The following is a 26,484-nucleotide window of genomic DNA, read 5'->3' on the forward strand; positions in this document are numbered from 1 at the left end:
CGGAGTTGGCTTGAGAAAGCCAATCAGCAACACCCATGACTCTATCCTGCTTGCGGATTCTCCTTGGTCTCTATACTGCTGGATCAAGACAGCGGAACCGGTCGAGGGACCTGAGTTTGTTGCCGGGCTTGGAGCAACAACGGATGAATCGTATCGCTACTTGGGCATAGATGCAGGCAAAGTAACATTAAGCGTCGGCAGCGGCAGTCTTCTCGTGGGAGCGATGAAAGCAACCGTAGGCGAGTGGCATCTGATTGCTGCAACGTTTGATGGCCATCAGTTTCATCTCTACAGCGATGGACAATCGGTTGCGACCGGTGATCTGGTCCTCGGCAGCGTAAAACCTCTGTTGCAGATGGCCCCGTCCTTCGCCGTAGAGTCTTCGGGAAAACACTTCGGAGGAGAGATCGCTGCGTTCACCGTCGCCCGACGTGCGCTCTTAGATGCCGAAATTCATCAATTTCATGAAATGCCACCTGACTTCTCGTTGATCAACTTCGAAGAAGGTTCGAAGCCGTGGCCGCTCCAGACTCGCGCCCAGGCGGGATATCGCGCACCCCAAGACCCCTCTACTTTGCCCAGAAGCCGTGCTTCTTTTTCTCGTCCTACTGTCAAGCTGAGAGCACCCGTAGGCGACTCTCTCATCCAGACGGCCTCGCAGCAGTGGGCCTTCTCGGATGGGTGGACATTACGCGAAGCTCCCAAGGTTGAAGCCGATGGTGCAACCCTTGCTAAGGCCACTTACAATGGGGCCGATTGGATGCGGGCTACTGTGCCGGGCACCGTGCTCACGACGATGATCGACGATGGGATCTATCCCGACCCTGACTTCGGCCTCAATAACCTGGCTATTCCCGAGTCACTTAATAAGCAGGACTACTGGTATCGCAACGAATTTATTCTTCCGGCTTCCCTAAGTGACTTAAGAGACCACGGCGCCCATCACGTGGAACTCACCTTTCAGGGAATCAACTACAAAGCTTTGGTGTGGCTAAACGGAACCCTCCTCGGCTCTGTGAAGGGAGCTTTTTGCCGCGGCACATTTGACGTGACCTCTTTGCTGAAGCCTGGCACAAAAAATGTTTTAGTCATTCGGATCTCCCCCCCTCCACATCCTGGTATACCCCAGGAGCAATCGGTTTTGGGCGGCCCCGGCGAAAACGGTGGAACGATGGAACTAGACGGTCCAACCTTTCTGGCGACTGAAGGCTGGGATTGGATTCCAGCCATCAGGGATCGAAACAGCGGCATATGGCAGCCTGTGACACTCACTGTGACCGGGAGTCTGAAGTTGGGTGATGCTCAGGTTGTGACCTCTTTCGAGAATCACGATATTTCGCACGCTGCAGTCGAGATCGATGTACCCGTCACGAATCGCCTAAGCCAACCGATAGAGGCGATAGTGGACGCTTCCATCAAAGATATCTATCTTCATAAGACGGTAACGCTGGCCCCAGGTGAAAACGAAGTTCGGTTTCTACCGGCAGAGTTTCCTCAACTTGTCATGCAGCATCCTCACCTGTGGTGGCCAAACGGCTACGGCGAGCCGTACCTCTATCACTTGAATCTCTCACTTCGCAATACTGGAGACACCGGCATATCCGATTTCAAAGATGTTCGTTTTGGCGTCCGTGAGATAAGCTACGAACTTAGTCTCCTTGACAGTGCTGGACATCTTCGTCGCGTTGAGTTTTCGCCGACCGCTGCTCGCGGAATAGCGAAACCGATGATCGACGTAAGCCATGAAGGAATGCGGGAGATTCCCTCCGCCGATGCTGCAGCGCTTCATATTCCGGACGATAACATTGGTAGGTATCAGTCCCATGTAGCTTCGCTTGCAACGGGATCGGAGCTTTCGCCTTCCATCCAATCCATTGCCGAAACCGGTGCCGGCCCGTATCTCGTCCTCAAAGTGAACGGAGTTCGCATTGCGGCTCGAGGTGGAAACTGGGGAATGGATGATTCGCGCAAGCGCGTCTCACGCGAACACCTGGAGCCATTCTTCCGACTCAACCGCGATGCTCATCTCAACATCATTCGTAACTGGGTTGGACAAAGTACAGAAGAGACATTCTATGACTTGGCAGACGAGTACGGCATGCTTGTCTGGAACGACTTCTGGGAGTCGACTCAGAACTACAACATCGAAGCCGAAGACCCCGCGCTCTTTCTCGCAAACGCAAGCGACACGATCAAGCGCTTCCGAAATCATCCTTCGATCGTCTTGTGGTGCGGGCGAAATGAAGGAGTGCCTCAGCCAATCATCAATATGGGTCTTGACGAGTTGGTTCGCACGCTCGATGGAACCCGGTATTATTCGCCTAGCTCTAATCAGGTCAACCTGCAGGGAAGCGGGCCGTATAGCTACCAGTCGCCCGCACTCTACTTCTCTTCACTCAATCGCGGCTTTTCGGTGGAGACAGGCACGCCTTCGATGTCTACCCTTGAATCTTTCGAAAGCACGACAGCGAAAGAGGATCAGTGGCCCATCGGTGATGCATGGGCTTATCACGATTGGCATCAGAGCGGAAATGGCGACGTCGCATCGTTCATGGCGGAGATTCAATCCGAATTCGGCGCTCCCGTCAGTCTTGAAGACTTTGAGCGTAAGGCGCAGATGTTGAACTACGTCAATCACCGGGCCATCTTCGAAGGGATGAATGCGAACCTATGGACGCCAAACAGCGGACGGCTCTTGTGGATGACGCAGCCTGCCTGGCCAAGCACCATGTGGCAGATATTGAGCTCCGATTATGACACCCAAGCGTCTTTCTACGGAACGATGAAAGCCTGCGAACCGCTGCACGTTCAACTCAATCTGTTGAACTACCAGGTTGACGTTATCAACACGACCAGAGATTCGCAGAAAGCTATGACTGTTAGCGCAAAGGTATATTCCCTGGCAAACACTCTTCTCGTTCAAGCGAAGGAAAAGAAGGATGTGAGTGTGGATGCATCTGCGGGTAGCCTCAAGCTGGATCTCGCTCCTCTGCTCGGTCGAGGAATGGTGATAGTTAAGTTGGAGTTGTCTGACTCCACAGGCAAAGTGGTATCGCAGAATATCTATTGGCTTGGCGAAAAGGCTTCTTCTTATCGCGAGTTGACGCGCTTGAGTAAATCTACTTTGCAGGCGAGTGCCACTTCGGCTACGAAAGATGAGATGGCACAGTTTAGGGTACAGCTGACAAATCCAGGTAGTGTCGTCAGCCTCGCCAACAAACTCACCCTCATCTCGGTCAAAGATAAGACACGCATTCTGCCCGCGTATTTCTCCGATAACTATATCTCCCTCCTTCCTGGCGAGACGAGACTCGTCGAGATCGAGTGCCCAGCGGGAGCCTTGAAGGATAAAGCGGAGATTGTAATTCGCGGTTGGAACGCCACTACACAGACGGTGAAGGTAACGGACGACAAGACAGATCGGTCCGCCAGACACGCGAGAGCCAGAGGATAACATCTGACGTTTCATCGTTTGCGAACGGATCAGGAAAAACGCTGTAACAAACTGGCACCTCGCTAGATTGCTAAGCTCCAGATCTCATCTGCAAAAGACAAGCCAGTGCTGAAGATACCGCACATAGGATGGAAGAAATGAAGATAGCGTTTCGTCGATTGTTCATGCTTCCGAGCTGCGTTGTAGCACTTGCGTTGTCGGGTTCCCGCGTCTTCGCCAAAGCACAAACTCTCGGCATATTCGAAGGACATCAGGATGTCGGAACCGTGCTTCATGCTGGGTCGGCAGAGTACTATCCCACGAACCATAGCTATACGATTGCGGGAAGCGGAGAGAACATGTGGTTCGGCGAAGACGATTTTCACTTCGTTTGGACCAAGATATCCGGCGACATTTCCATCACGGCGGATATCGCTTTCCTGGGCACAGCCGGTAACAATCATCGGAAGGCTGTTCTGATGATCCGACAGAGTCTCGATGGCAACTCAAAGGCCGTCGACATTGCGAGACATGGAGACGGACTTACGTCTTTTCAGTATCGGGATGAGACGGGCGGAAACACCCACGAGGTGGAATCGAATGTGTCGGCGCCCCACACCGTGAGACTCGAAAAGCGAGGCGACTACTTTTACGCATTCATCTCTGGAAAAGACGGTAAACTTCAACCCGCGGGAGCCTCCACAAAACTAGGATTCACCGGACCGTTCTACATCGGCATCGGCGTCTCCGCTCACGACAAGGATGTCGTGGAACGCGCAACTTTCTCAAACGTCAAGCTGAGCAAGCTTATGCAGACAGTTGAAAGTCCGACGCTCATTAGTACGCTCGAGACCGTAACGATTGCCTCCACCGATCGTCATGTTGAATACGTCACTCCGGGGCACCTTGAAGCGCCGAACTGGTCGAGGGATGGCTATTTTCTCTACAATCGTGACGGCAAGATTTTCAGGCTGAACCTTCACGAGAGCGAACCCATCCTCATTGCAACCGCCCCGCAAAACAGCTGCAATAACGATCATGGCCTATCTCCTGATGGCAAGTTAATCGCAATCAGCGATCAGAGCGAGGGGAAGCAATCTCATATCTACATCGTTCCAATAGATGGCGGCACGCCTCGGCGAATTACTTCGGATGGCCCTTCTTACTGGCATGGATGGTCTCCTGACGGAAAGACTCTTGCCTTCACGTCGCAGCGCGGCGGCGAATTCGATATTTACTCAATTCCAGTTGAAGGTGGAGCTGAGACTCGTCTGACGACAGCACCGGGTCTTGACGATGGGGCTGAATATTCTCCCGATGGGGCATACCTTTACTTCAATTCGGAGCGCACCGGTTCGATGCAAATCTGGCGCATGCGCGCAGATGGAAGCAATCAAGAACAGGTGATTTCGGATTCTACCAATGACTGGTCTCCACATATCTCACCCGATGGAAAGTGGATGGTCTTTCTCGCCTACGAGAAGACTGTCAACGGTCATCCGCCAAACAAAGATGTAGCGCTCTATCTTATGTCGATCGCCGACAAGAAGGTTCATCTGTTGGCGAAGCTGTTCGGTGGTCAGGGCACAATCAACGTGCCATCTTGGTCTCCAGATAGCTCGAAGCTCGCCTTCGTGAGCTATGAACTTCTGCCAAGGTCTGCATCCATCAGAATAGAGAGCCGATCTCAGACCTCAAAAACCCATTAGGCCGAGGAAAGATATTCAGACGCGTCAAAAGGATTACGCAATAGAAGCCGTTCTCGCCCAACGTCATCATCACAGGGTGTACGGTCACGGGCCCCTACCAGTTAGGCAGTGTACTCGACGGAAGCTACAAAATTTTTCCGTCGGGCGAGAACATCTATCGTACCGGCCGCATCAAGTGCGGGACAGAGTCGAATGGCGGATTCAGAAACATCACGATCACAAACTGCGTCTTCGAGGGCTGCAACAGCCTTTCGCTCGAAAGTGAAGATGGAGCTGTGTGCGAAGACATTACCATCTCCAACATCAGCATGCGCAACCTGATCTATGGGCCTTTGCTCTTTCGCCTCGGTGCGCGACTTCGCGGACCGAAAGATTCAACGGGAGTGGGCGCGCTGCGTCGCATACTCGTCCCTAACATCGTGTCCTATAACTCAGACGCGAGCATCGGCAACATTCTCTCAGGGATTCCGGGCCACCCGATCGAAGACATCAAGATCGCAAACTTCTACATACAGCACAAGGGCGGGATTAGCCCGGAGCAGGGAAAGATCGTGCCGCCTGAGGGGGTGGACAAGTATCCGGATCCGGGTGTATTCGGTCCCATGCCAGCGCATGGATTTTTCCTGCGACATCTGCGCCACCTTGAGATGAGCCATGTTGAGATCGCTCCTATGGCAATGGATGGGCGGCCCGCATTCGTTCTCGAGATGTGGAGCGTGCGGACTTTTTCGCGATTACCGCCCCAACTTCACCGCCTGCGTTCGCGTTACGTCATGCCGGAGATTTTCGCATCAGTCTGAGCCGCGCCGCAAAGGACGCGGTTCTCGATAAGGCAGCCGATCAAACACTCTAGGTGCGGCAGATCTGTTACCTGCTCGTGTGTGTTCCTCCTGAGCCAAAGACACAAACTATCCTCACTGCACGCTTCCGATCGACCTGGAAAGGAGCCAAATTAGCGGACGCAAAAGGTAGACTCCAACTGGGTTGGCAAATTGGAGAGAAGCGTCTTCGGTTTGCCGCTCGAATGCCTGTGCCATGTAGATCGAGCGAAAGCATTGCTGTATTTGGACTCAAGTTTCATTGCGACCGGTGTCGGTTTCCCTCCTGAAGGCGCATTTCACAAAGCTCAACACATTCGGGCCTTCCGGGTTCAAGAAAACCATGTGGCCGTCGCAAAGGCTCGGATTGCTTCGCTGAAGGGTGATGAGTGAGCGATGCCAGTTCAGCAACGAGTTGGGATCGTGCTCTACCGCCTCAACGTTTGTTGTTCTAGAGCTTAGCGGAATCGGAAGCCAAGTGTGGACTGTTCGAGAAACCAGCTTGGGCATCTGGGGTCTATTGCCGAGCGGACTTTGGCCGAACCCGTGGAGGGAACGGCTCAAAACGCACAAAGTGTGCAATAGCCTATTGCCCACTTTACGGGGAGACCTCTAAGGATGGAAATGGTCACACCTCAAGGAGGAAAAAGGTGAGCAACCAAGTTCAATCAGCTCCAGGATATTTCGTCGTCTTCGCGCGAAGATCGGCGGAGTAGCGTCCAAACTTCTTCACAGTCTTCAGCCTGACCCGAAACGCTCGTCAGTGGGCACTACAGGCTGTCGATGCTGTTCAAAGGTCGCTCGGTCCAAAGTTGTCGGCGGATCAGCTTCTCTATAGCTTGCCCCGTGGCAAGCACGAAATAATCCGAATATAAAGGTCGGGATTGATTCGTAAGACGGGACACAAAATTACGTTTGATCTATACGACGAACCGTCCGCCTCTTATTCACAGAAGTGCTTTTCACATACCGATGTCGGTATAGCATATGAACTGCATCGTCAGCATTGCTATAAGGTAGGTTTTAACGACGATCCTAAACATCCTGTCATCCTCAGCATTGTCGAGGAGGTGGCTACTTGCCCTTCAGGAATTCCTCGATAACCTGCACATACTTATCCGTCTCTTCATGAGAGGGTAGTGCCCGTTCTATTCAAGGTAGACTAACTTCCGCCGGGAATGGCGTGAGCCATGTTCCACGCAGTCAGCGGTGCGACGTTCATGTCGTAATGTCCAGTGATTACCAGCGTCGAGCAATGAAAGCTGGGATACTTCGACATCATGTCCAGGCTCGCAGTCGCCTTCGAGACGGCTTCCGCGACGGCCGGGTCATATCCCAAGTCGCCATATTGGCCGTGTACACGTCGCGCTTCGCGGGCAAGTAAAAAATCATGCGAAAGTGATTTCGCAGACGTGCCCGAGCGACGGCAGCGGTGATCTCGCCGAGGCGCTTTTGTTCGGCTTCATCCTGATGTTTGATGTCAGGAAAAACCTGCGGCAGCAGGTGCACCATTTTCTTCCATCCGAGCACGGATCAGAAAGTACGGGCGCCCCACGTGCTCGGGGCGCGCAGCCGTATAAGCCCCGGCAAGCTAAATTGGGCATCAGTTGACAACTCTTATTTTGCATCTTTATATTGTCCACGATGACATGATATCGATATCACAACCCTTGAATGCAAAATCAGAGAAACGAGAGATCATGATCACTGATCGATACAGCCCTCGACTCCATTTCCCGATTACTCAAGTCGTGGCTCATATGTCTTGTCGAGAACGGCTGGAACAGATTGGTACGAGCTATCGTCTTCGATTTAAGGAACGCACGAAGACTTGATAGTCACGTATTTCCGAGGTTGTGCCTTCTGATCCCAAATACCGAGTGCGAGCGCCGTTGCCACCGTTCTTTTCGGCTTAGCTGAACGCTTCCGGTGGTTCAGTTGTCATCTTCAGCTCGCTTAAAAAACTAAATCACAACTAGAGATCCCAGCAATTTCGCATGGCATCTCGAGATATTGGGGCCCGAAATGATAACGATACCACGCAGAAATTCTTCTTCGAAACTTTTCAGCTGCCTCGCCATTCTGCTTCTTCTAATACCTAGCCTAGCCAAGGCGCAAAACATCACCGCTGACGTTCTCGGTACGGTCATGGACAATACGGGTGCCATCGTGCCAAATGCGGAAGTCGCGATCGAAAATTTGGGCACACACGAAACCCGAAAGACCGTTACTAACTCTACTGGGGAATATACCTTCACTCTGCTGCCGATTGGTGCCTACACGCTGCGAGTTTCGGCATCGGGTTTTTCCATTTTTAGCGAGTCGCCCATACCGGTCTCGGCAGGAGACCGCCGACGCATCGATGCGAAATTGCAGCTAGGCTCTTTGAATGAACGCATCGTCGTAACGGACGCACCACCCTCGCTTCAGACCGATGATTCAACAATTGGCACTACCATCGGCGAGGATGCTGTTCAGAATCTGCCGACAAACGGTCGCAACTTTATCAACCTCGCACAGCTCGTACCTGGTGCCAATTCGGGTACAGCTAACTCCATCGCCAGCGGCTCACGCCCTGACGATCGCCGCGAAACCTCTGCAGTTTCTGTGAACGGCCAGAGCACGATGGTCAACACGGAGCAGATCGACGGCCTCGACAACAATGAGCGCATTATCGGAACCATTGGCATCCGGCCATCGATTGACGCAATTCAAGAGTTCCGCGTCGAGACGAACCAGTACACTGCCGAAGTGGGCCGCACGGCCGCCGCAGTCGTCAATATTCTGACAAAGTCGGGCACAAATAGCTTCCACGGCTCGGTGTACGAATTCCTGCGTAACGACAAGCTTGATGCGCGCGATTACTTTGCCACGACAGGTTCTAAGCCGGAGTTTCGTCAGAACCAGTTTGGTGGTTCCATCGGCGGCCCGATCATCCGCGACAAGAGCTTCTTTTTCGCTGACTTTGAAGGGCTGCGCCGTGTGCAGGGCACGACCAGTACTGCGACTGTTCCCACACTCTTTGAAGAACAAAACCCGGGAAACTTTTCCGATGCAGGTGGCCCGGTCTTGACGCCAAACCAGCTCGATCCTATTGCGCTCAATTACTACAAGCTGTACCCGGCGCCGAATAAAGCAGGTTTCTCAAACAACTTTGTAAGCTCTCCAAACAACATACAAAACGCGGAACTCGCCGATGTGCGCTTCGACGAACACTTTGATCAGAACAATCTCTTTTTCGCTCGCTACTCCATAAATCGGACCAACACTAACACCCCAGGACCCTTTCCCGCTGTCAATGGCATCCAACCGGGCGGCAATGTGTACGGCGAAGACGGAACCTCGAATCAGCAGGAACAGAACATCGCCCTCAACTATGTTCACGTCTTTACACCGTCTGTTCTTCTCGAATTGAAGGCGGGTTACACCCGTATCAACAATGCATCGTTGCCGCTGAACTTTGGCAGCTCCGTTTCTTCCCAGTTCGGATTGACCGGGGCAAACTACGGCGATCCGACGTCTCATTTCCTAACGCCATTTGTGCCGAGCGGATATGGATCGGTCGGCGATGGAGAGTATCTGCCGCTGCAGGATCTTGATAACACCTTCCAATACAACGGTTCGCTCTCGGTTAACAAAGGCAACCATAGCATGAAAATGGGCGCTACACTGATCCGCCGCCAGGCAACCAACATTCAGAGTGCATTTGCTGCAGGAGCTTTCACCTTCAACGATAACTTTGCGGCGAACCAGGTTAGCGCGGGGCTATTAGGTGCATGCAATAATCAACAGGCGGATACCTGCACGCTCATCTCGATGCTTGAAGGAACAGCCTTTTCCGCTCAACGAAGCAACCAACTCTTTCCCATCTCCTATCGCACGTGGGAGCCGAGCGTTTACTTCCAGGACAACTGGCATGCTCTGCCATGGCTGACACTCAATCTGGGTGTTCGTTACGATGTCTTCACGCCTTATACAGAAAAGCACAATAGGCTCTCCAACCTCGATCCGGCGACAGGAACGTTGATCCTGGCTGGCGTAAACGGTGTGAATGACGCAGCAGGTGTCAAAACCGACTACAGCAACCTAGCTCCTCGTTTCGGTTTTGCGGCTACGCTGCCTCACAAGGCAGTCCTGCGCGGTGGTTTCGGAATGAGTTTCTTTCCAGACAACTACGGCACCTCAGGTGATCGGCAGAATCAGCCCTTCGTCTATAATTTTCAGCCAGCTCCCGAGTACAACATCTCGCAGGGCCTGCCGGTTCCGATCCTCGACAACGGACAAATCACAAACCCCCAGGGCGCCATCGCCAATGCAATGGACCCGAACTTCCGCAATGCCTACATGTACCAGACCAGTCTGACGTACGAACAGCAGATCGCTTCGAATGTGCTCACCATAACGTACGTCAGCGACATCGGACGCCATCTGGCGCAGTTCATTCCTAACATTGACGTACCGCTACCGTCAGCGCAGTCATACCAGGACAACTGTGCTCCGGCGAATAGCGCTGCCTGCCTCGCGCTGCCGACACTCCAGTCAGTCCGCCCCTTCAACGGCACGTTACCTAACATCACCAGCATCACGCAGACCTACAGCCACGGCGTCTCATATTACAACGCCGCCGAGGTCGCCTTTCAGCGCCGCATTAACCGAGGTCTTACCTTCAATGTGAACTACACTTTCGCCCATATGCTGGACAATGCTGCCGATCTGAACCAGGACAATCAAGCTGGTTATGGCCTGATTCCCTCGCAGATCTCCACCTACGACTACGGCAACAGCGACGCAGATATACGCAACCGTCTCGCTGGTTCATTCAACTACGAGCTACCCTTCGGCAAAAGCCTGACTGGCTATAAGAAGGTAATTGCAGGCGGATGGAGCACAAACGGTATTCTCGTCTGGCAATCGGGCCTGCCATTCACCGTGCAAAACAATGTGCCGCAGATTAATACCGGTGCGGGGGATGACCGGCCCAACCTGGTAGGTAATCCAACACTGAGCCACCCTACCAACACGCAGTACTTCAATGTCGCAGCCTTCCAACCACAGGAATTCGGGACTGCCGGTAGCGCACCGCGCAATCCGTTGCATGGACCGCACTCCCGCCACTTCGATTTCTCGGCATTCAAGCAGTTTCCCGTGCGTGAAAATATCCATCTCGAGTTCCGAACAGAGATTTTCAATCTAACCAACACGGCTAGTTTTTCCGTCCCGAACTCCGCTCTCGGAACAAACGGCGTAGGTTCAATTAGTGGCGACGCACCGTACTACACCCCTCGAGAGATACAGTTCGCCCTCAAGCTGCTGTTCTAAAGAACGGGTTACGCTCGTCATTACAAATCTGCATCTTGGGCCAGCGGCAAGGGTGCAGATTTGCCATCATTCTTTGTTGCTCGTCTTGCCTTACTACCGTTGGTAGACGGGGAGCATTCTGTCGTCTGATCACGGTCCGGCCGTGAAATCCAAATACCGTGGCTGATAATCCGGTTCCAGGAAGTGGTCGCTCACTCTTAGAGAATCAGAAAGCTAGCTCTCCATTGCTCGCGTGCCATTGAGACGCATAATCAGGTTTTTATTGAAGTTACCCGCCACCAAACGCCCATAAACGGTGCTTATGGGCGTTTGGTGGGCGGCCTCAGTTCGAAAGACCGGCGCCTTATAATGTCTTCATTTTTGCCCGTGGTTTTGACATCAGCTATACCGTACGCGGTTACCGCGATCACGGTGGCGTTCTCGGTAAGGTGGTGCTTGTCTACCTTGTCGAGGGTTCTGTTGCCGTGTGGTGATAGTTGAAGTCGAAACGGGAGTTCTGTGCCGGTGTAAGGCGGATACGGTTTGGGTCTTGGCTTGGAGAGAGCGAACGTCCGGTTGCTTCCAGGCTTCGTGGGGCCTGATGCAATGCCCGTTTGATTGCGAAACGGGAAGATGCGAGAGCACGGGCAGCTGCATAGGGCAGAACACAGAATGCTTGCAGCCTCATTTCGGGTACGGGGATAGCTATAGGCGGGGGAAAATTCACCCCCCCGCGATCCAACTGAACTGAGCGCTACTCTGCCAGCTTGGAGACAATTCTGGAAGTACGACCAAAGCGCATTTTTCATTACCGATCCCACGAATCGAACTTGCCGATAACCCCACTTTGCGGGAGCTTGTAAAATTGTGGTGGGGCCGCCGGGGCTGGGCCCTCCCGTACACAAGCCGGACAAGTGTCGTGCGAGTCGGTGATGGCGTTCTCCGGTGCAGCCAATCCGATCACGGGTATCAGCCCCAATTCTTAGTTGCCGATAACGCGACTTTCAGGGAGAGTCAAACCGACAGGCCTTCCGCAGCGCGGAGGCTCCTGTAGAAGCGCATGGCGTGAGGATTGTCTCGTGGAATATCACGGTCCAGCCGAGGCCAGTGCTCCGCAATACCAACCGTCCGCAACAGCTTTGCATATTCCCGCATTTCGCGAGGAATGATCCCCGACACCAACATGGTCGAGATGCGCTCTCTCAATCGAGACTTCTGTAATTCAGTCAAGTTGGTTCGACGCAAAGCTCGGGCGGTGTTTGACTTTAGCGTCGCTCCAAAAGGGAAAAGCGTATCTTCTTCTACGAAATCAACCCCCAACGCGATACATGCGACGTCGTTCTCCTCGATACCAAGAATGACCTCGTCCATGATGGGGTATATCCAGTGAACGTCGCCCTCGCTTGCTTCTCTAGGGGCGAGTGGGCGATTGGTCTGAACGTCAAACGCAGCGCAATATTCGCGATAACGCTTTTGAATCGCCTCCACGGACCAGTTGCCCTCTCCGTTGTAGTTCCGGACATTTCCCGAAAAGTCTGCGCGATTCATAGAAGCAGTTTAGCGAAGTTGGAACCGACTTGCCCGAGAAACGAGGTTATGACCAACTTCGTCTCTCAACCGGTCGTCCGGGAATCCGACATTGCCGCAAACCTTACTTTTGGGGCTGGAGACCACCACTAGTCAGATCAGGCCGGGGGAGGCCCAAACGTCTCTTCCAACGCTCGTTTGTAGTCATCGGCTTCCCATTCTTCAGGGTCTTCTTTGAACCCCAACAACGCCGATGCGGCCTCTGCGACTCGGAGCTTGAGTGTAGGGGCATCTAGCAGGCCTCGGAGCACGGGAAGCAACCTGAGATCGCGGCGTTTGCCTAGTCCCACAGCGGCTTCCTCACGTACGTCTTCATCACTGTCAGTCACTCGTTCTAAGAGCGCGTCACGAATTTCTGGCGAATCTACATCGCCTTGCACGCCAAGGCCAAACACAGCCCAATCTCGAACGTCCGAATCAACATCCCGAGTTAGTGTGAGCAACCGTGTGACCGCGTCGGGATCGTTGGGAAAATGCCCCAGAGCACAGGCGACAGAAAATCTGACATTCTCATCCGGATGTTCTGTGTACGCGGCGATGATCGGAATTGCGGCCGAGTCGTAGAGGAACCCAAGTGCCGCTATGCCGCTGGCCAAAACGATAGGATCGTCCTCACATTTGAGCATGTTTGCTACGAGGGGAAACGCTTCTGCGCGAAACAGCCATTTCGGCTCGGCCTTCGGATCCTCGGAGGGCTCTCTCAGCTGAGAAAGGATCGCGGCGCCCCTCGCCCTCTTCAGTGGCTCATTGTCCATAAGCCATTGAGCGGCTACCTCGAAGGTCTCACGATTTCCGTTGCTCCGGAGCTCTGAAACCGCATCCCAAGGCACTTCATCCTCGTACTGGCCGAGTAGAGTCTGATCAAACAACTCGTGCATACGTTCTGCGGTCATCGTTCACGATCATACAAGCTCGTGAAAAACGGGGTTTTCGGCAAGTTCAATCGAACACGCCCAAAAACGTGACTGTGCAGGCACAACGGGATAGTTTCAGGATATTTTGCCTCCACTGCTCAATAATTGGGTCATACAGTAATTGGTGAATATTTTCGTCGAAATTGCTAGACCTGAACGAAAGCGCACTTGAATCCCTCTCAAGATATTTCACGACTGGAGATGCTAGCAGCACAACCCAGTGTTCCTGAAGAGGTTCGGAAACTAGGCGTTTTTCTCGCCACCGGGCCGTTGTATACCCTTCACAATTTCCCGAAGAAATCGCTACCTCGATAAGCAAGTTTCCAGAAACGATTCAGTTGTTCTGTTCAGGAGAATGTCAAAAAAGAACAGACGTTCGAGTGTACCTATCGACACACTGGCAGGGGGAGTGATAACGATCGAGGCTGGGGAAAAATGGTAGCTTATCGTTGTCGTAACTGCCAAAAAACGCCACAGAAGTATTGGTACGTTTGGAACAAAGCGACTTTCTGGAAGGTGGGACAAGTTCCCGAATTGGAAGATCCAATTGAACCCAAGCTGAAAAGCGCGTTGGGAAAATCAGTAAACCTTTATAGAAAAGCAATTCGTTCCCGAAACTCGGATTTGGTATCGGAGCAGTAAGCTATCTTCGCCGAATTGTGGAAGACACCACCGAAGGCTTGATGGATTTACTGAAAGAAGATAAATGGGAGGAGTGGATGGTCGAAGAACAGACCCAGTTCGAAAAAGCTCGAAAAACATATCAGTATTCCCAGAGGATGGAGTTCGCAGCTAGTAAGATTTTGCCCTCGAAGGTCTTCGTCCAAGGACGTGATAGCTTCACTGCATTGCACGACGTGACCAGCAACGGACTCCATGGAAAAACCGAGGAAGAATGCCTGCAGATTTTCGACAGGTGCAATTTGATCTTCACTCACACCTTTCGCATTCTTCACCAACATAGGACAGAGAAAGACGAATTTGCCGCACAATTATTAGCCCTCAAGCGCTAAAGACTTTCCCCATGGAATGTCGAACTCACTGAACTACATGGGTATTCGCCGTACCTTCAATGAAATGTAATTCGAACCGGTAGAAATCGAAGTCGTGAAAATCTTGTTTTGTGGCCCGTCTAATCTTCGAAACCGAAGGTGGATTGCGATACACACTTTATAGCGCGCGGACCGATGACGGGTAGGCGAGTGTATGGATAACCGACCAACTGAATCGACGCCTATTCCGACACACCTGCGATTTTTGCCAAAGCCTGCCACAGCCTTGGATGTAGCACTCGTCCCTTTCTAATCTGGTCCGCATAGCCGACGGAGACACCGAGCCGCTTTCCTACTAAGGAACATGACAACGAGATAAGGCGAGGCTTAATCTGCGCCGAATAAACATCACTAGTAACCAATTTCGGATGGTCTGAAGGATTCCAATCCCACACAGCCTGAGTGTTAACCTTTTGAGTGGCTGACCTCTTCGCCTGCGCTTCGGGAACAAGTGTGACGATACGCCCAAGACGTGCAACTTCGATGATCCGCTCAGGACTTTTTTGCTTTGCACACTCGTCGCAAGTCGTAGAAGGGCTGTGAATTTTCTTCCCGCAGGTGACACATACTTTAGCTCGCCTGAAACTGAGTTTTCGTTCGACATGGGAGGTTATCTTCTTTTCCCGACGAGCTGCAGAGGTAGGTCGGGCGAGCAGGCGAACGCGGCTCTGGGAAGCTCTAGATTTATGGATCTGCTGTGCGAACCATTCGGCAACCGGTGCAACGAGGCGAGCCCAGATTGGCGCAGTCTCTGACAGCTTCAATGCGAAGGACGACGTTAGTCGACAATTTCCATCGCGCTCTTCAAAGAAATAACTACGTAGTAGGGGTTCACGTTGCAGCCAATCGAGTACAAATGCGTCCACTTCAGGTCTGATCGGTTCCATCAAATCACATGCCAAGCTTTCACGGTATTGGGTATCAGCATGGAGAACCCCAAGCCCAGGATCGAGCCCCAGCTTTGCGGCTGCTAGTCGTGCTTGTACTTCAAGAAGTGCATAGAGGTAATTCAGAATGGCATTGACTGGATTTGTGGCGCGGCGCGGTGAAGCTGTCAGCGATGAGATTCGCGATCCAAAGGTGCGCCAATGTTCAGGTACACGCTGCAAGTCTTGCCGAGGAAACATGACCCCTAAGCCACGCCACGTAGCCCAATAGACTTTCGGCCCTTTAGCTTCGACTGACCGAACGGCCTCAATAGACGAAGCTTCGGCAAGTTCAGACAGCCATTTTCGAATTGCCAGGGCAGCTGATTCGCTGCAAAATCCGTTTTTTACCGCCCGCTCTTGCGCCGCCAATTTTCTATCTCTAAGTTCGCGACTGATGGTCAGCGCTGTTCCATTTTGAAGAGCCAAAGCCTGGGCTCTCCGAAGTCTGACGTCTGACGAGTGGACTGGACTGGACCTGTGGCTACCAAGACGGATCCGTCACGATCCAGCATCGCGAAGGAAGCATCACGGTCCGCAAGCCAACGCAGATCTTACTGTATCGGTACCCCTGCAGCATTCTTCGATTTCCCATCCGACAACAATCTCGGTTACTACGCATTCTGGGTGGCGATCATTATTTCTCTATGGGCTCCCATGGCTACCGTAGCAGTACTGGTTGCTCGCTTTACCGCGCTCAGGTGGTGGCCGTGGCTAACCTTCTATCCTTTTCTTCAGTTAGTTTCGAGGCCTATCGCCTCAGTTCGAGCCATTGGCCAACATCTAACGAGGTACTCATTTTTTTATGGTTTTTTCGGAATTGAGTTACTCGTCATGTGGTTGTATAAAACTTTTCGGAGCGGTCAGCGAGCGTCCACAGTGCCAATGGGTCCTATAATTGTGACTGGCATTCTGTTCTATGGCGGAATTGTTGGGTGGGCCGCCTTTATATGGTGCCGGGACTGGAACAGGTTACGACGATTTCGAAGTGTCCTTCAGGAACTCGCGCCGGCTGACTTTCTGAGGACGCTAGAGTTGTATAACCTTAATTCTTTTCGAGCCCGCTTAATTCGTTTCGTAAGCGGCAACGCGCTCTTGCCGAATACTGACAGCTCACTCGATATTGTGCGGAACTTGGCTCTCGCCCTTGAGCCAGATCTTTCCCGAACCGCGGAACAGGTGGCTCTTACAGGTTGCGCAGAGGTTGACGAGTGGAGGTCACCCTATGTTGCGCGCCGGAAACGAACTAGACGATTCGGCTTGTCGGTTTTGGGGAAAAGAGTTCTTGACGAGTTAGTTGCCCTGGAGCAGCGACTGGTGTAAATTGCGCCGGACGAAGACTTAACTTAATTAGCTTGATAGACGAAACGGTTCTAACCGAGAGTCGACCGCCTCCCTTGGTCAATGGGATCCTTGCGACAAATCGACGGAAAAATTTCCCTGAATTCACACTGGTAATCACTCAAGGAAGTTTTTGGAGCAGGGGGTGAATTTTTCCCTCTCTATAGCTATCCTCCTCATTTCGGGTACAGTGGCGGTACACTCGTCAGCTCTACCGGTTTACGGTAAATTTGGCTAAGCTACGGTCACTCAACTACTTAGGGCTACGCCGAACCAGGTTAGCATTTCGTCTGTTTTCATAGACCTACAGCGATGCACGGAAACTCAAAATCCGCCGAGGGCAACCTCGTGGGGGTTCGCCCCCCCCCCTCCCGGCACCAAGATAACGAATACTTCCCAGTAGACGGATCACTTCTGCGCGAGTGCCGTCTTTGCCTATGCATGGTCGGTGCCGGGCCCCCTTCCAGTGTGTGCGGAACGCTGCCCGGATGTGTTTCGGTGTCCACTGATGCCCACCGAGCAGACGATGCCAAGAAATTCAGAATCAGCCTCGAACTAAAATGAACGACGTAGCAAGGCTCCGCTCTGTAGGAACCTAGAATGATCCAGGGTACGTGATCTGGCATTGGTCGACGGACCTCACGTAGTCCTCGTGGGTCCGAGCTGCTATCGTAGTAATCAAAAAGATCCATCGAGCGACGTCATTCTTCGCCACTGATGAAGATGGGACAAGTGTCTGTAACGAATGCGCATATAGGTTCACCGACTGACCCATTCGCACGGGATTACACTGTCCTTTATGCAAAACACGGATGCAACCGACGTCGAGAATAATATGGATGACCCAATGAAACCTGGGCTTTCAGAGATCGGACAGGAAGCACAACTCATCGCCTGGCGAAAACAAAGAAGGTCAGAGCTTCTCGAATTGCGCACATCCTTTTCTGAAGAGCAACAACACCGCGCAAGCGAGATGGTTCTCAACAGGGTGCATTCTATATTCCAAGCCCAAGGGACAAGGATTGCAGGTTTCTATTGGCCCTTTCGGGGCGAGATCGAAGTACTTCCTTTAATCGATCGTTTTCTTGCTGAAGGAGGAACTGCCGCACTGCCGATGGTTGTTGGGCGATCGCGACCACTTACTTTCCGCCTCTGGATGCCAGGATGCCCTATGGTTGCCGGTGCGTTCGGTATTCCTTATCCCGCAGAGTCTCGCGTTTTGGTCCCCGATACTTTGGTAGTCCCGCTGGTTGGTTATGATGATTGCTGTTATCGGCTGGGGTACGGTGGGGGCTATTACGACAGAACGTTGGCAGTGGCTGAGCCGAAGCCTCTTAGTATCGGTATAGGCTTTGCGTCATTGCGACTCGAAACGATTTGGCCCCAGCAGTATGATGTGCCAATGGACTACGTCGTTACCGAGGCCGAAACGATACGACGACGTGCCTAAAACGCTCCTGTGACGTCCCGCGTTCTTTGTTTGTCGAACCTTTCATCGATTTGCTCGCACACTTGCCAGTCTCGAGTTCCAGTTCTAGCAAACCTACCAGATGCCGATTTTTCCTCCTCCTGACTACGATCTTGAGTTTAGTAGCTAAGGCCGTAGCCGTACGCATAGAGCGGAGACGCCGAGTCATGTGGCTCAGCGCCATTCTGCTTCATCACTCCATTGATCGATGAGGGTAGCTCAAAAGGCAGATGACCTTGAGGATTCGCGCGACCCAGCAAAACCTCCAGCAGCTCTTTACTATCGATGCCGAAGTCTCCCAGAAGCGCAGTGGTCTTGTCCTTTACATTCGTCAGTATCAGCGGACGTTCGAGGGTAGTTACAAACACTGTGGGTACAGCTTTGCTCGCCGTCACAAGTGCCTTATAGTCCGGATCGGATTCGATGTAATTCAGCCTACCCTCATGCTGACGACCGCCAAAAAAATACCCCCGATGTTCGCTGGCAAACGGAGGTGCTGCGTGGATCACCGCCAAATCCGCCTTGCTGACCTCCGAAACCACGGTGAAGCCAGCCGCTTCTACAACGGCCGGATCGATGCCTCGCACATAAAGGCGGAGCTTACTTGATGGCAACGGAAGCAACTTTCTACCCGTGTTCGCGATGGTCTTGTTTTCGAGAATGACAACCGCACGCGCCTGCGCGTCCCGGCCGGCCTTAACGAAGTCACCATTCCCCGCGATCTCGCCCGCAGCGACATCATCCACATACGGATCTTCGAACAGTCCCATCGAGAACTTTTGTTCCAGGATGCGTCTGGCCGCCATTTCCGCTCGATCCCTCGAGATGGTTCCGCTCTTGATGCAGGCCACAATCGCATCTGGATTGTTTGTGCCGCCAACTTGGTCAACTCCTGCACTAATCGCCTTGGCAAATCGTTCCTGGCGGCTCAACGATTCCACGCCCCACGGCATCCCGATATCGGCGGGAGTCGGTTTAGAGCCTTCAGGTTCTCCATTCTTGCAAGCTTCCGAACAATCTTCCGTGATTCCCCAGTCGCTGAGTACCAGACCAGCGAACCCTTCTTTGTTCCTTAGCAAATCGGTCAACAGTTGCTGGCTGAAGCCTGCTCCCACCTGCTCTAACTCTGTTCCGTTCAGAGTCACTCCCTGCAGAATCGCGTAAGTCGGCATCACCGCCGCTACATGCGACCGAAAGGCCGCCTCAAATGGGATCATGTGCATTGTGAATTCCTGATCGTCGAGTGCAGCGAACCTCCCGTAGAAATTGTGGCTGTCCCAACCGTCCTTCACCGCGCCGTATCCCACCCAGTGCTTTACGACCGCGGCAACGCTATTGCGATTTAGGCCGTCCTTTCCGTTTTGAATTCCTTCGATGTAAGCCGCAGTCATCTTGCTCGCAACCTCGGGATCTTCACCGAAAGTCCCGTCGATTCGCGCCCATCGGGGCTCTGTTGCCAGGTCGGCTTGGGGCGCCAGCGATTCCCGTATACCCACCGCCATATATTCTTGGCGAACAACGTCTCCAAACCGTCTGGTTAAGTCAACGTCGCCGATGGCGGCAAGGCCGAGTGTCTCGGGCCATTGGGAGAACGCGGGATTCACTGAACTGGCTCCCAGAATACTTTGAAAATGGTGGCGTGGATCGGTCGAGATCGTAACTGGAATGCCGAACGGCGAGGATTCCGCCAGCTCCTGGATTCGATTGTTCTGCTCGGCCAGGCCTTTCGCATCGCCTCCCATACGAGTAATAAAGCTGGAGATATTCCGATTCACGATCAGATCACGCGACTTCTCCAGATCGTATTGATTCCCGGTGCCGATAGCCGCGAGAGTTCCTGAACCCGGTAGCGTTCCATGCACCATAAGGCCGGCCAACTGCTCTACGTTCAGGCGCTTGACGAGGTCTGCGGCTCGAGTCTTCACCGGCAGACGCCAGTCTTCATATGGATCCAGACGGCCGTTCCGATCGAGATCCTTGAACGTCAATCCGTCGACGGTCAGCAGTGCAACGGAGCGATGGCCGAGCACGCGTTGCGTGGTGCCGTGCCCAAACGACTGCCCAATTCCGACAACACCAGCGCCCACAAAGCAAACCGACGTGAGCAATGCAAGCGTCTTTGTTTTCACTAAAGCTCCTCCCCCTAGTTACAGGGTCGCTGCAAAATCATCCATCAAAACCGCACGCCTTCCCAAAATGCTGATTACCCTGCTGAAACTGAAACGCGTCCACGATTCTCATGAACGGTAACATGCATCGATCACTGGGAGAAATCGACGTCCTCCGACGGTCAGATCACCTCCATCTGGCGACTTCTGCTTCCCACGGCGAAAGCTTGCAGAGTTTGTTGCCTCCCCATCAAGAGGGCACGCGGCACGCTCCCACGAATGCGGGTGAGTGCGCCTGCGAGAACGATATGCCCACCGATTCCTCGTCATTAATTACCCTATTCAGTGTCATGCGATGCTGCGTGGTGCTGCGTCCACGGCTACCCTCGCTCTGGTTGAAGGACCGCGAAGATCACGTTCACTCGATGAAGCACGATGCATGCTCCGTGTGTTGCGGCCATCACTTGTGCGAGAGTGGGATCTCTCCTTTCTCAAGAGAACTCGAGGGTGCGATAGAGTTGGCTGACAAGTACTTCGGGAGAGGGAGCTAGTGAATCCTAACGATAGTAGCCGCTTCTTTGCTGACGACATCCTTCGGAAGCGGGAGATACCCCAGCGTGGCCGCCTGCCGTTGGCCTGGACTTAACATCCACTGTAGAAAACCCTTGAGACCACTTAGTATTGCGTCGTCCGCGATATGCGAGGGGAGAACGATCCACGTAAAGGAACTGATTGGGTATAGGCATGAGGCAGCGAGACGCGACGGCCGGATTTCGGCAGAGCAACGCCAAAAAAAATGAATGCGGATTAAAACAAAACTGTACCCGCTGAAAGCAACTCAGCGAAGCCCAGTCTCAGGCAGCCTGTTTAGAAAGCTAGCTCTATCTATCCGTCGAATCAGTATCGATGCTAAGGGCACATGTCGATGCAAAGCACACGAGTTCTATAGCCCACCTTCGTATGATTGGCGAGTCTCGAGTATCCTTTTATAAAGCAATTGGCCAGTGAGTTGTACTCCTTGACGGCTCAGCTAGTCCTGGCTAACTATAGGGTGCTTTGCGCCTCTTGTGTAATCTCTCACTGGTAACACGGAGTACGAGCAGAATGTGGCTGGGAAAGATCACGAAGCTGGCTGTTGTAGCGCTATTTACGCTTCCAGTCGTTTCGGCGCGTGCACTTTCAGCGGACAATCCCACCTTGCCAGCCTCTGCCATGGCCGACAAGGTGTTAGTCCTAAAGAGGGAAAGAAAGCTTCTGCTGATGAAGGGCGGCGAAGTTCTGAAAACCTACACGGTGTCGCTAGGAGGCAATCCAGTCGGCCTTAAAATCAGGGAAGGCGATCGCAAAACGCCAGAAGGCAACTACGTGCTCGATCGGCATAACGCGCATAGCCTGTATCACAGGTCCATTCACATCTCTTATCCGAACGCGGAAGATGTAGCACGCGCGAGAAAACTAGGTGTCCCAACCGGCGGCGATCTGTTCATCCATGGACTGCCAAATGATTTCAAAGGGCCGAGCCAGCAGCAGAGCGATTGGACCGACGGTTGCATCGCGTTGACCAATGAGGAGATCGATGAGATCTGGCGAGTCGTGCCAGACGGCACGCCGATCGAGATCAAACCCTAATCGCGATCATCTACGGCCGCAGCGTCGTTCATTTGGGATACGGATAACCCAGTGCCAACTCCTGCCTGAGAGTTCTGTCGTGATCATAGATATCGTGAAAGAAGTGAACGTTTCCGTTCTCTTCTACGACAACAGTCATGTAGAAGATCAGAACCGGAACAGACGGAGCAAGATTCACCTGCAGGTTATCCCGGCCGTCGTGCATTGCCTTCTCAACTCGATCCGAGTCCCAGCTCGGAGTGTCGCGGAGAAGCCACGCTGCGAACTTATCCGGATATTGCAGGTGGATGCACCCATGGCTTGCCACCCGTTTTAACTCTCCCTCTTCCCCCTCCGTTGCCTCCGAGAACATATCCAGGCTCGCAGGAGTGTCGTGAATATAGACGTCGTGTTGGTTGGGGAACATAAATTTGACCAGCCCCATCCCATTCTCGGGACCAGGTGGCTGCCTAACTATTAGCTGTCCCGCTCGCACCTGCTGCAACATAGCAGGAGTGACGTTTCCGGAGCTGATGACCTTCCCGCTCGAGCTGACCAGCTCCAGATTTTGGTCCTGTAAAGAAGGATTTTTTTCCATATCGGGGATGATCTCATCGCGCAAAATATTCGGCGTGGGGGTCCAATAAGGGCGAAAGACAAGGTACTGGATATTGCCTTCAAACATAGGTGTTTGGTGGCTATAGTCCTCGCCCACGTTCACTCTCATCGTGAGGCCCACTTCATTTTTGTCGTTGAACGCATAGAGGCGGAACTCTGGAACATTGATCACAATGGGTGGCTGTTTGAACTGGTAAGGCAACCATCGGAACCTTTCCAATCCCAACTGCATCTGCTCAATTCGATCGCTTAGCGGCACATTCATCTCAACGACGGTTTTGTAATCAAGTTCCCCGGTTGGGCGTAGACCAAATCGCTCTTGAAAATGTTTGACTGCATTGACCAGGGGTCCCTCATAGACCTTCGCGTCAGGCGGTATCTTGACGCTGTCCGGTAGATCGCCCAACAGTCGCAATCTGCTTGTCAATCCTGCGATCCCCGCGTACTGCCCGCCTGGAGACACGCCCCCGACGTCAAGCACTTTCTCCCCGTCACCCCCCTTCTCCAGTTCCATATAGTGCAACAAAGCTGTGCGGAGTCGTTGGTAGCTCGGAAAAGGTGGTTCGATCCCGGCCAGTTCCGAATGTAGATCGGAGCCATTGGCCAGTCTTTCACGGACAAAGTGCGGCAAGTCTAATTTCTTGTGCGAAACATCAAACTCGAACCCAAGGTTTTCAGGGTTGATCCTTCCAATATGCACGTCGGAGACGTAGCGCATGATGCACACGGTGAGAGCGGCATCGAAGAGTGCTTCGTCAGCGCTGTCATGCGACCCCTGCAGCAATTTCAGCCGATCTGCCCAGCGTGAGGCGTCGTAATCTTCGGCGCGAAGGCCCTCCCGATCGGCGCCCTGCAATATCTGGATCACTTCAAGAGCTTGGGGGGTCGGCTCGCCGTCGCGAACCCATGCCAGTTTGTATCCGGAAGGCCGGTAAAAGTTGACGAGGTGCAACCTATAGTCTGAAAAATTGGGCCAGCGAAGATCCTCAAGGCGTCCGGAGGCGACAATCGCACTCAACCGGGCTGCTGTGCCGCCTGGCTTTTGTGTGGAACTAACTTTGGCGCTGGCCGCGACAGGTGAATTCTCTCCGTTCTGCGCGGAGGTCTGTCCGCTGAACGGCATTGATGCGAAAAGAAGCAGAATGGCAATCTCAAGCCGTCGTGTAGAACGCACAGGTCATTCCTCCCGGAGTATTTCGCAATGATAAACAGGGATCACCACAGAGGTATGAAACTGGCGGGAATGGAAAAAGCCAATGAAAGGCAGATCCGCCACCATACGTAGCGAAGTTCTTTTGTGTGCGGTCCGCGTTTGCATTTCGTCCGGCTAAGAGTTGCTATGTCACCTGACATTTTCCGACCGACGGCACTTCTTACGATCAGGTCATCTGCAAAAGCTGAGGTTCAACGGGGATGAAGATCGAAGAACCTGATCAACTGGCGATAAGGTTAAGTAATTGGTCGGGGCGAGAGGATTCGAACCTCCGACCCCCTGGTCCCGAACCAGGTGCGCTACCAGACTGCGCTACGCCCCGAATCTACTGCGGTGAGATGTCGATGAGTGGTGCTTTCCGTAAAACTCAAGCGCGCGGGAAGGCTTGCTGGATCGCTATACCGACTGAGATAGTTTAGCAGATATCGTGACGGGGCGGCGAAGGGGTGCGGGAAGCGGGGACTTCGTATGGACAGGGTTGTTCGCGAGTCTAGCGTGTTCAAGAAAACGAGCAGCCAACAGCGAAGACCAGAGGCGAGGCGCTAGTCTGAGCCGGTGTTAAGGCAAGACGACGATGTTGCTTGGTGCATTCGCTCAATAGTGGTTCAAGGTCAACTGTGACTCGCACAATGGGAGAGATCTGTGGAGATCCTCCCCAATGAGGAATGGAAGGTTGATTGATTTGGTGGTTAGTGATTCGTAGTGGTTTTTGGTTTGGCGTAAGGTTGGCCCACTCGCTTCACCGAATCTGAGTCGAAGGTGGAAGTGTCGCCAGGGATAAAGGCGGCTCCGTCCGGAACCAGAGTGCTATCGAGGATACGGCCGGGTTGACCGCTGGTTCGCATAGAGATACGTGCCGGGTCGATGCCCTTTTCGTCGACGAGGTACTGCTCGACGTTGAGGTCGCGTTGGGCTGCGGCGTCGGCGGTTTCGTCGTCAGAATGTCTACCAACGATCACGAGTTTGGAGGTCGTGTCGCGGTTAAGCGTGAGGGCGATGTCGTCAAGGCAGGCCTTTCCTTCGTTGTCGACGCGGACGGGACGCTTCATGTCGCGTTCAAACGAGACGCTGCAGAGGGGACGGACCTTGGGGACCGGAGGTGGAGGAGGAGTGACGATCGTGACAGTGGTGTCGGCGGAGGCGTGTTTGCCGAGATCGTCGACGACGTTGCAGGTGACAGTGACCGTGCCTGAGGGAGCGCCGCTGGTGACAAGTGTGGCAGTGGGGGTGGTTCCCGAAACTTGGCCGGCAGTGGAAGAGTAGGAGTAACTCAGAGTCAAGCCTTCCAAGCTATTGGCGTCGGCTGTGATTGTTGAAGGGTCGCCTGGCATGACAGTGCTTGGGTTCGCGGAGCAGGTGATGGTGGGCGGTGCGGGATTGTGGATGCGGAAGCCGGTTGTGCAGGTGGCGCTCTCACCGGGACGGTTACCTTCGCTGATATGGCCGGTGACGGTATAGTCGCCTGGAGCGAGGCCTGCAGTGTTGATGTTGGCGATTTCATTGTTGCCAGTGATTGCGCCGCCGCTGGCGGTCCAGGTGTAGGAAAGCTTCTTCTTTGGTTCGAGACTTGTTGCGGTGCCTGTGACGGTGATGGGGTCGCCAGGATACACATTGGTCGGCTGAGCGGTACAACCGAGCTGGACGGGTGGAGGCGGCTTTTGCTGTCCGAGGCGCACAACAACTCCGGCGGAGAGGCGGTAGGCGGTGATCTCGCCAACGCCTCCGGTTACCTGAGCGGCATCGAGAGGACCGTAATCGACGTGGGAGTAGTTGAAGTCCGCTTGGATCAGGCGAAGTGCGACGTGGTTGTTGAAGTAGGGGAGAACCAGGTCTAGACCCGCTCCGGCGGTAACGCCCCAGCCCCAGGTGCACGGTTGGAAAGCTGGGCCTCCCGCCCTGGCTCCTCCGCCGAGAACGTGGGCGAAGGGGATGAGGCGGCCCTTCTGATAACGCAGGATGGGGCCTGCCTGTGCAGTGAAGTAACAATCATTGGGGCCGTCAGGAAAGAAGCTGCCTTCAGCCTGAATGCCAAGGTAGCGATTGAAGTAGGCTGTGGCGCTGGCGACCGCGCCGGGGTTGATGGGTTGATAGACGAAGGGACCTATTTCACTGTTGAAGGGATGAAAGTAGGCGTAGCCGCCGTAGAGGTCGAGGCGTGAGAATTCGGGAAGAGGCGTCGAGGCGGTTTTGAGAGCCTGCGCTAGAGCGGACAATGGAGAAGCTGCAATGCACAGGGCGACGAGGAGCGTAGTTCCGAATTTGAGAAGGCCACCGGCGAGGCGCACGGTGTGGGAGCTCGATCTTTCGGCGCTCACGGGGCGGAGATGCATAAGGATGAAACCTCCAACTGCGGTGCTTCCTGATTTTTCTTAACTCCTGTTCCCTGTGAGA

At 53.5% G+C, this 26,484-nt stretch carries 14 protein-coding genes and 1 tRNA gene; 7 read left to right on the forward strand and 8 right to left on the reverse strand.

Annotation, left to right across the window (positions count from 1 at the left end):
* Positions 1–10: 10 nt before the first annotated feature.
* The 3 genes from HDF14_RS22625 to HDF14_RS22635 all read left to right on the forward strand — a co-directional run bounded on the left by HDF14_RS22625 (position 11) and on the right by HDF14_RS22635 (position 5,942).
* A complete protein-coding gene (locus HDF14_RS22625) occupies positions 11–3,454 on the forward strand; it encodes a glycosyl hydrolase 2 galactose-binding domain-containing protein (RefSeq protein WP_183981030.1) in 3,444 nt (1,147 codons plus the stop codon).
* Positions 3,455–3,591: 137 nt separating this feature from the next.
* The gene (locus HDF14_RS22630) at positions 3,592–5,142 is read left to right on the forward strand and encodes a TolB family protein (RefSeq protein ID WP_221304831.1); all 1,551 of its coding nucleotides are present in this window, start codon (positions 3,592–3,594) and stop codon (positions 5,140–5,142) included.
* Between the two features lie 275 nt (positions 5,143–5,417).
* Positions 5,418–5,942, forward strand: a complete 525-nt coding sequence (locus HDF14_RS22635; protein ID WP_183981031.1) for a hypothetical protein — start codon at positions 5,418–5,420, stop codon at positions 5,940–5,942.
* Between the two features lie 1,180 nt (positions 5,943–7,122).
* Here HDF14_RS22635 and HDF14_RS22640 read toward each other — a convergent pair.
* Positions 7,123–7,299 (reverse strand): hypothetical protein, encoded by a 177-nt coding sequence (locus HDF14_RS22640; protein ID WP_183981032.1) that lies wholly within the window; start codon positions 7,297–7,299, stop codon positions 7,123–7,125.
* A gap of 686 nt (positions 7,300–7,985) precedes the next feature.
* Here HDF14_RS22640 and HDF14_RS22645 point away from each other — a divergent pair.
* On the forward strand, positions 7,986–11,279 hold the full coding sequence (locus HDF14_RS22645; protein ID WP_183981033.1) for a TonB-dependent receptor: 3,294 nt from the start codon (positions 7,986–7,988) through the stop codon (positions 11,277–11,279).
* 993 nt (positions 11,280–12,272) lie between these two features.
* On the opposite strand, the gene HDF14_RS22650 is transcribed toward HDF14_RS22645, so the two are convergent.
* A complete protein-coding gene (locus HDF14_RS22650) occupies positions 12,273–12,806 on the reverse strand; it encodes a hypothetical protein (protein WP_260698506.1) in 534 nt (177 codons plus the stop codon).
* Between the two features lie 137 nt (positions 12,807–12,943).
* Positions 12,944–13,738 carry a HEAT repeat domain-containing protein gene (locus tag HDF14_RS22655; protein WP_183981034.1) on the reverse strand — a complete coding sequence of 265 codons (795 nt, stop codon included), beginning with the start codon at positions 13,736–13,738 and terminating at the stop codon, positions 12,944–12,946.
* Positions 13,739–14,418: 680 nt separating this feature from the next.
* Here HDF14_RS22655 and HDF14_RS22660 point away from each other — a divergent pair.
* On the forward strand, positions 14,419–14,772 hold the full coding sequence (locus HDF14_RS22660) for a hypothetical protein (RefSeq protein WP_183981035.1): 354 nt from the start codon (positions 14,419–14,421) through the stop codon (positions 14,770–14,772).
* 221 nt (positions 14,773–14,993) lie between these two features.
* On the opposite strand, the gene cas1 is transcribed toward HDF14_RS22660, so the two are convergent.
* Positions 14,994–16,235, reverse strand: a complete 1,242-nt coding sequence (cas1, locus tag HDF14_RS22665; RefSeq protein WP_183981093.1) for a CRISPR-associated endonuclease Cas1 — start codon at positions 16,233–16,235, stop codon at positions 14,994–14,996.
* Positions 16,236–17,877: 1,642 nt separating this feature from the next.
* Here cas1 and HDF14_RS22670 point away from each other — a divergent pair.
* A complete protein-coding gene (locus HDF14_RS22670; RefSeq protein WP_183981036.1) occupies positions 17,878–18,528 on the forward strand; it encodes a 5-formyltetrahydrofolate cyclo-ligase in 651 nt (216 codons plus the stop codon).
* 137 nt (positions 18,529–18,665) lie between these two features.
* On the opposite strand, the gene HDF14_RS22675 is transcribed toward HDF14_RS22670, so the two are convergent.
* Positions 18,666–20,675 (reverse strand): glycoside hydrolase family 3 protein, encoded by a 2,010-nt coding sequence (locus HDF14_RS22675; RefSeq protein WP_221304832.1) that lies wholly within the window; start codon positions 20,673–20,675, stop codon positions 18,666–18,668.
* A 1,083-nt stretch (positions 20,676–21,758) separates the two neighbouring features.
* On the opposite strand from HDF14_RS22675, the gene HDF14_RS22680 reads away from it, so the two are divergent.
* On the forward strand, positions 21,759–22,283 hold the full coding sequence (locus tag HDF14_RS22680; RefSeq protein WP_183981037.1) for a L,D-transpeptidase family protein: 525 nt from the start codon (positions 21,759–21,761) through the stop codon (positions 22,281–22,283).
* A gap of 28 nt (positions 22,284–22,311) precedes the next feature.
* On the opposite strand, the gene HDF14_RS22685 is transcribed toward HDF14_RS22680, so the two are convergent.
* The 3 genes from HDF14_RS22685 to HDF14_RS22695 all read right to left on the reverse strand — a co-directional run bounded on the left by HDF14_RS22685 (position 22,312) and on the right by HDF14_RS22695 (position 26,423).
* Positions 22,312–24,054 (reverse strand): L,D-transpeptidase family protein, encoded by a 1,743-nt coding sequence (locus HDF14_RS22685; RefSeq protein ID WP_183981038.1) that lies wholly within the window; start codon positions 24,052–24,054, stop codon positions 22,312–22,314.
* A 284-nt stretch (positions 24,055–24,338) separates the two neighbouring features.
* Positions 24,339–24,415 (reverse strand) — tRNA-Pro (locus HDF14_RS22690).
* Positions 24,416–24,782: 367 nt separating this feature from the next.
* Positions 24,783–26,423 carry a hypothetical protein gene (locus HDF14_RS22695; protein ID WP_183981039.1) on the reverse strand — a complete coding sequence of 547 codons (1,641 nt, stop codon included), beginning with the start codon at positions 26,421–26,423 and terminating at the stop codon, positions 24,783–24,785.
* Positions 26,424–26,484: the final 61 nt, after the last annotated feature.

It is taken from the genome of Tunturiibacter gelidiferens, assembly GCF_014201335.1.
GTDB classification, from domain to species: Bacteria; Acidobacteriota; Terriglobia; order Terriglobales; family Acidobacteriaceae; genus Edaphobacter; species Edaphobacter lichenicola_E.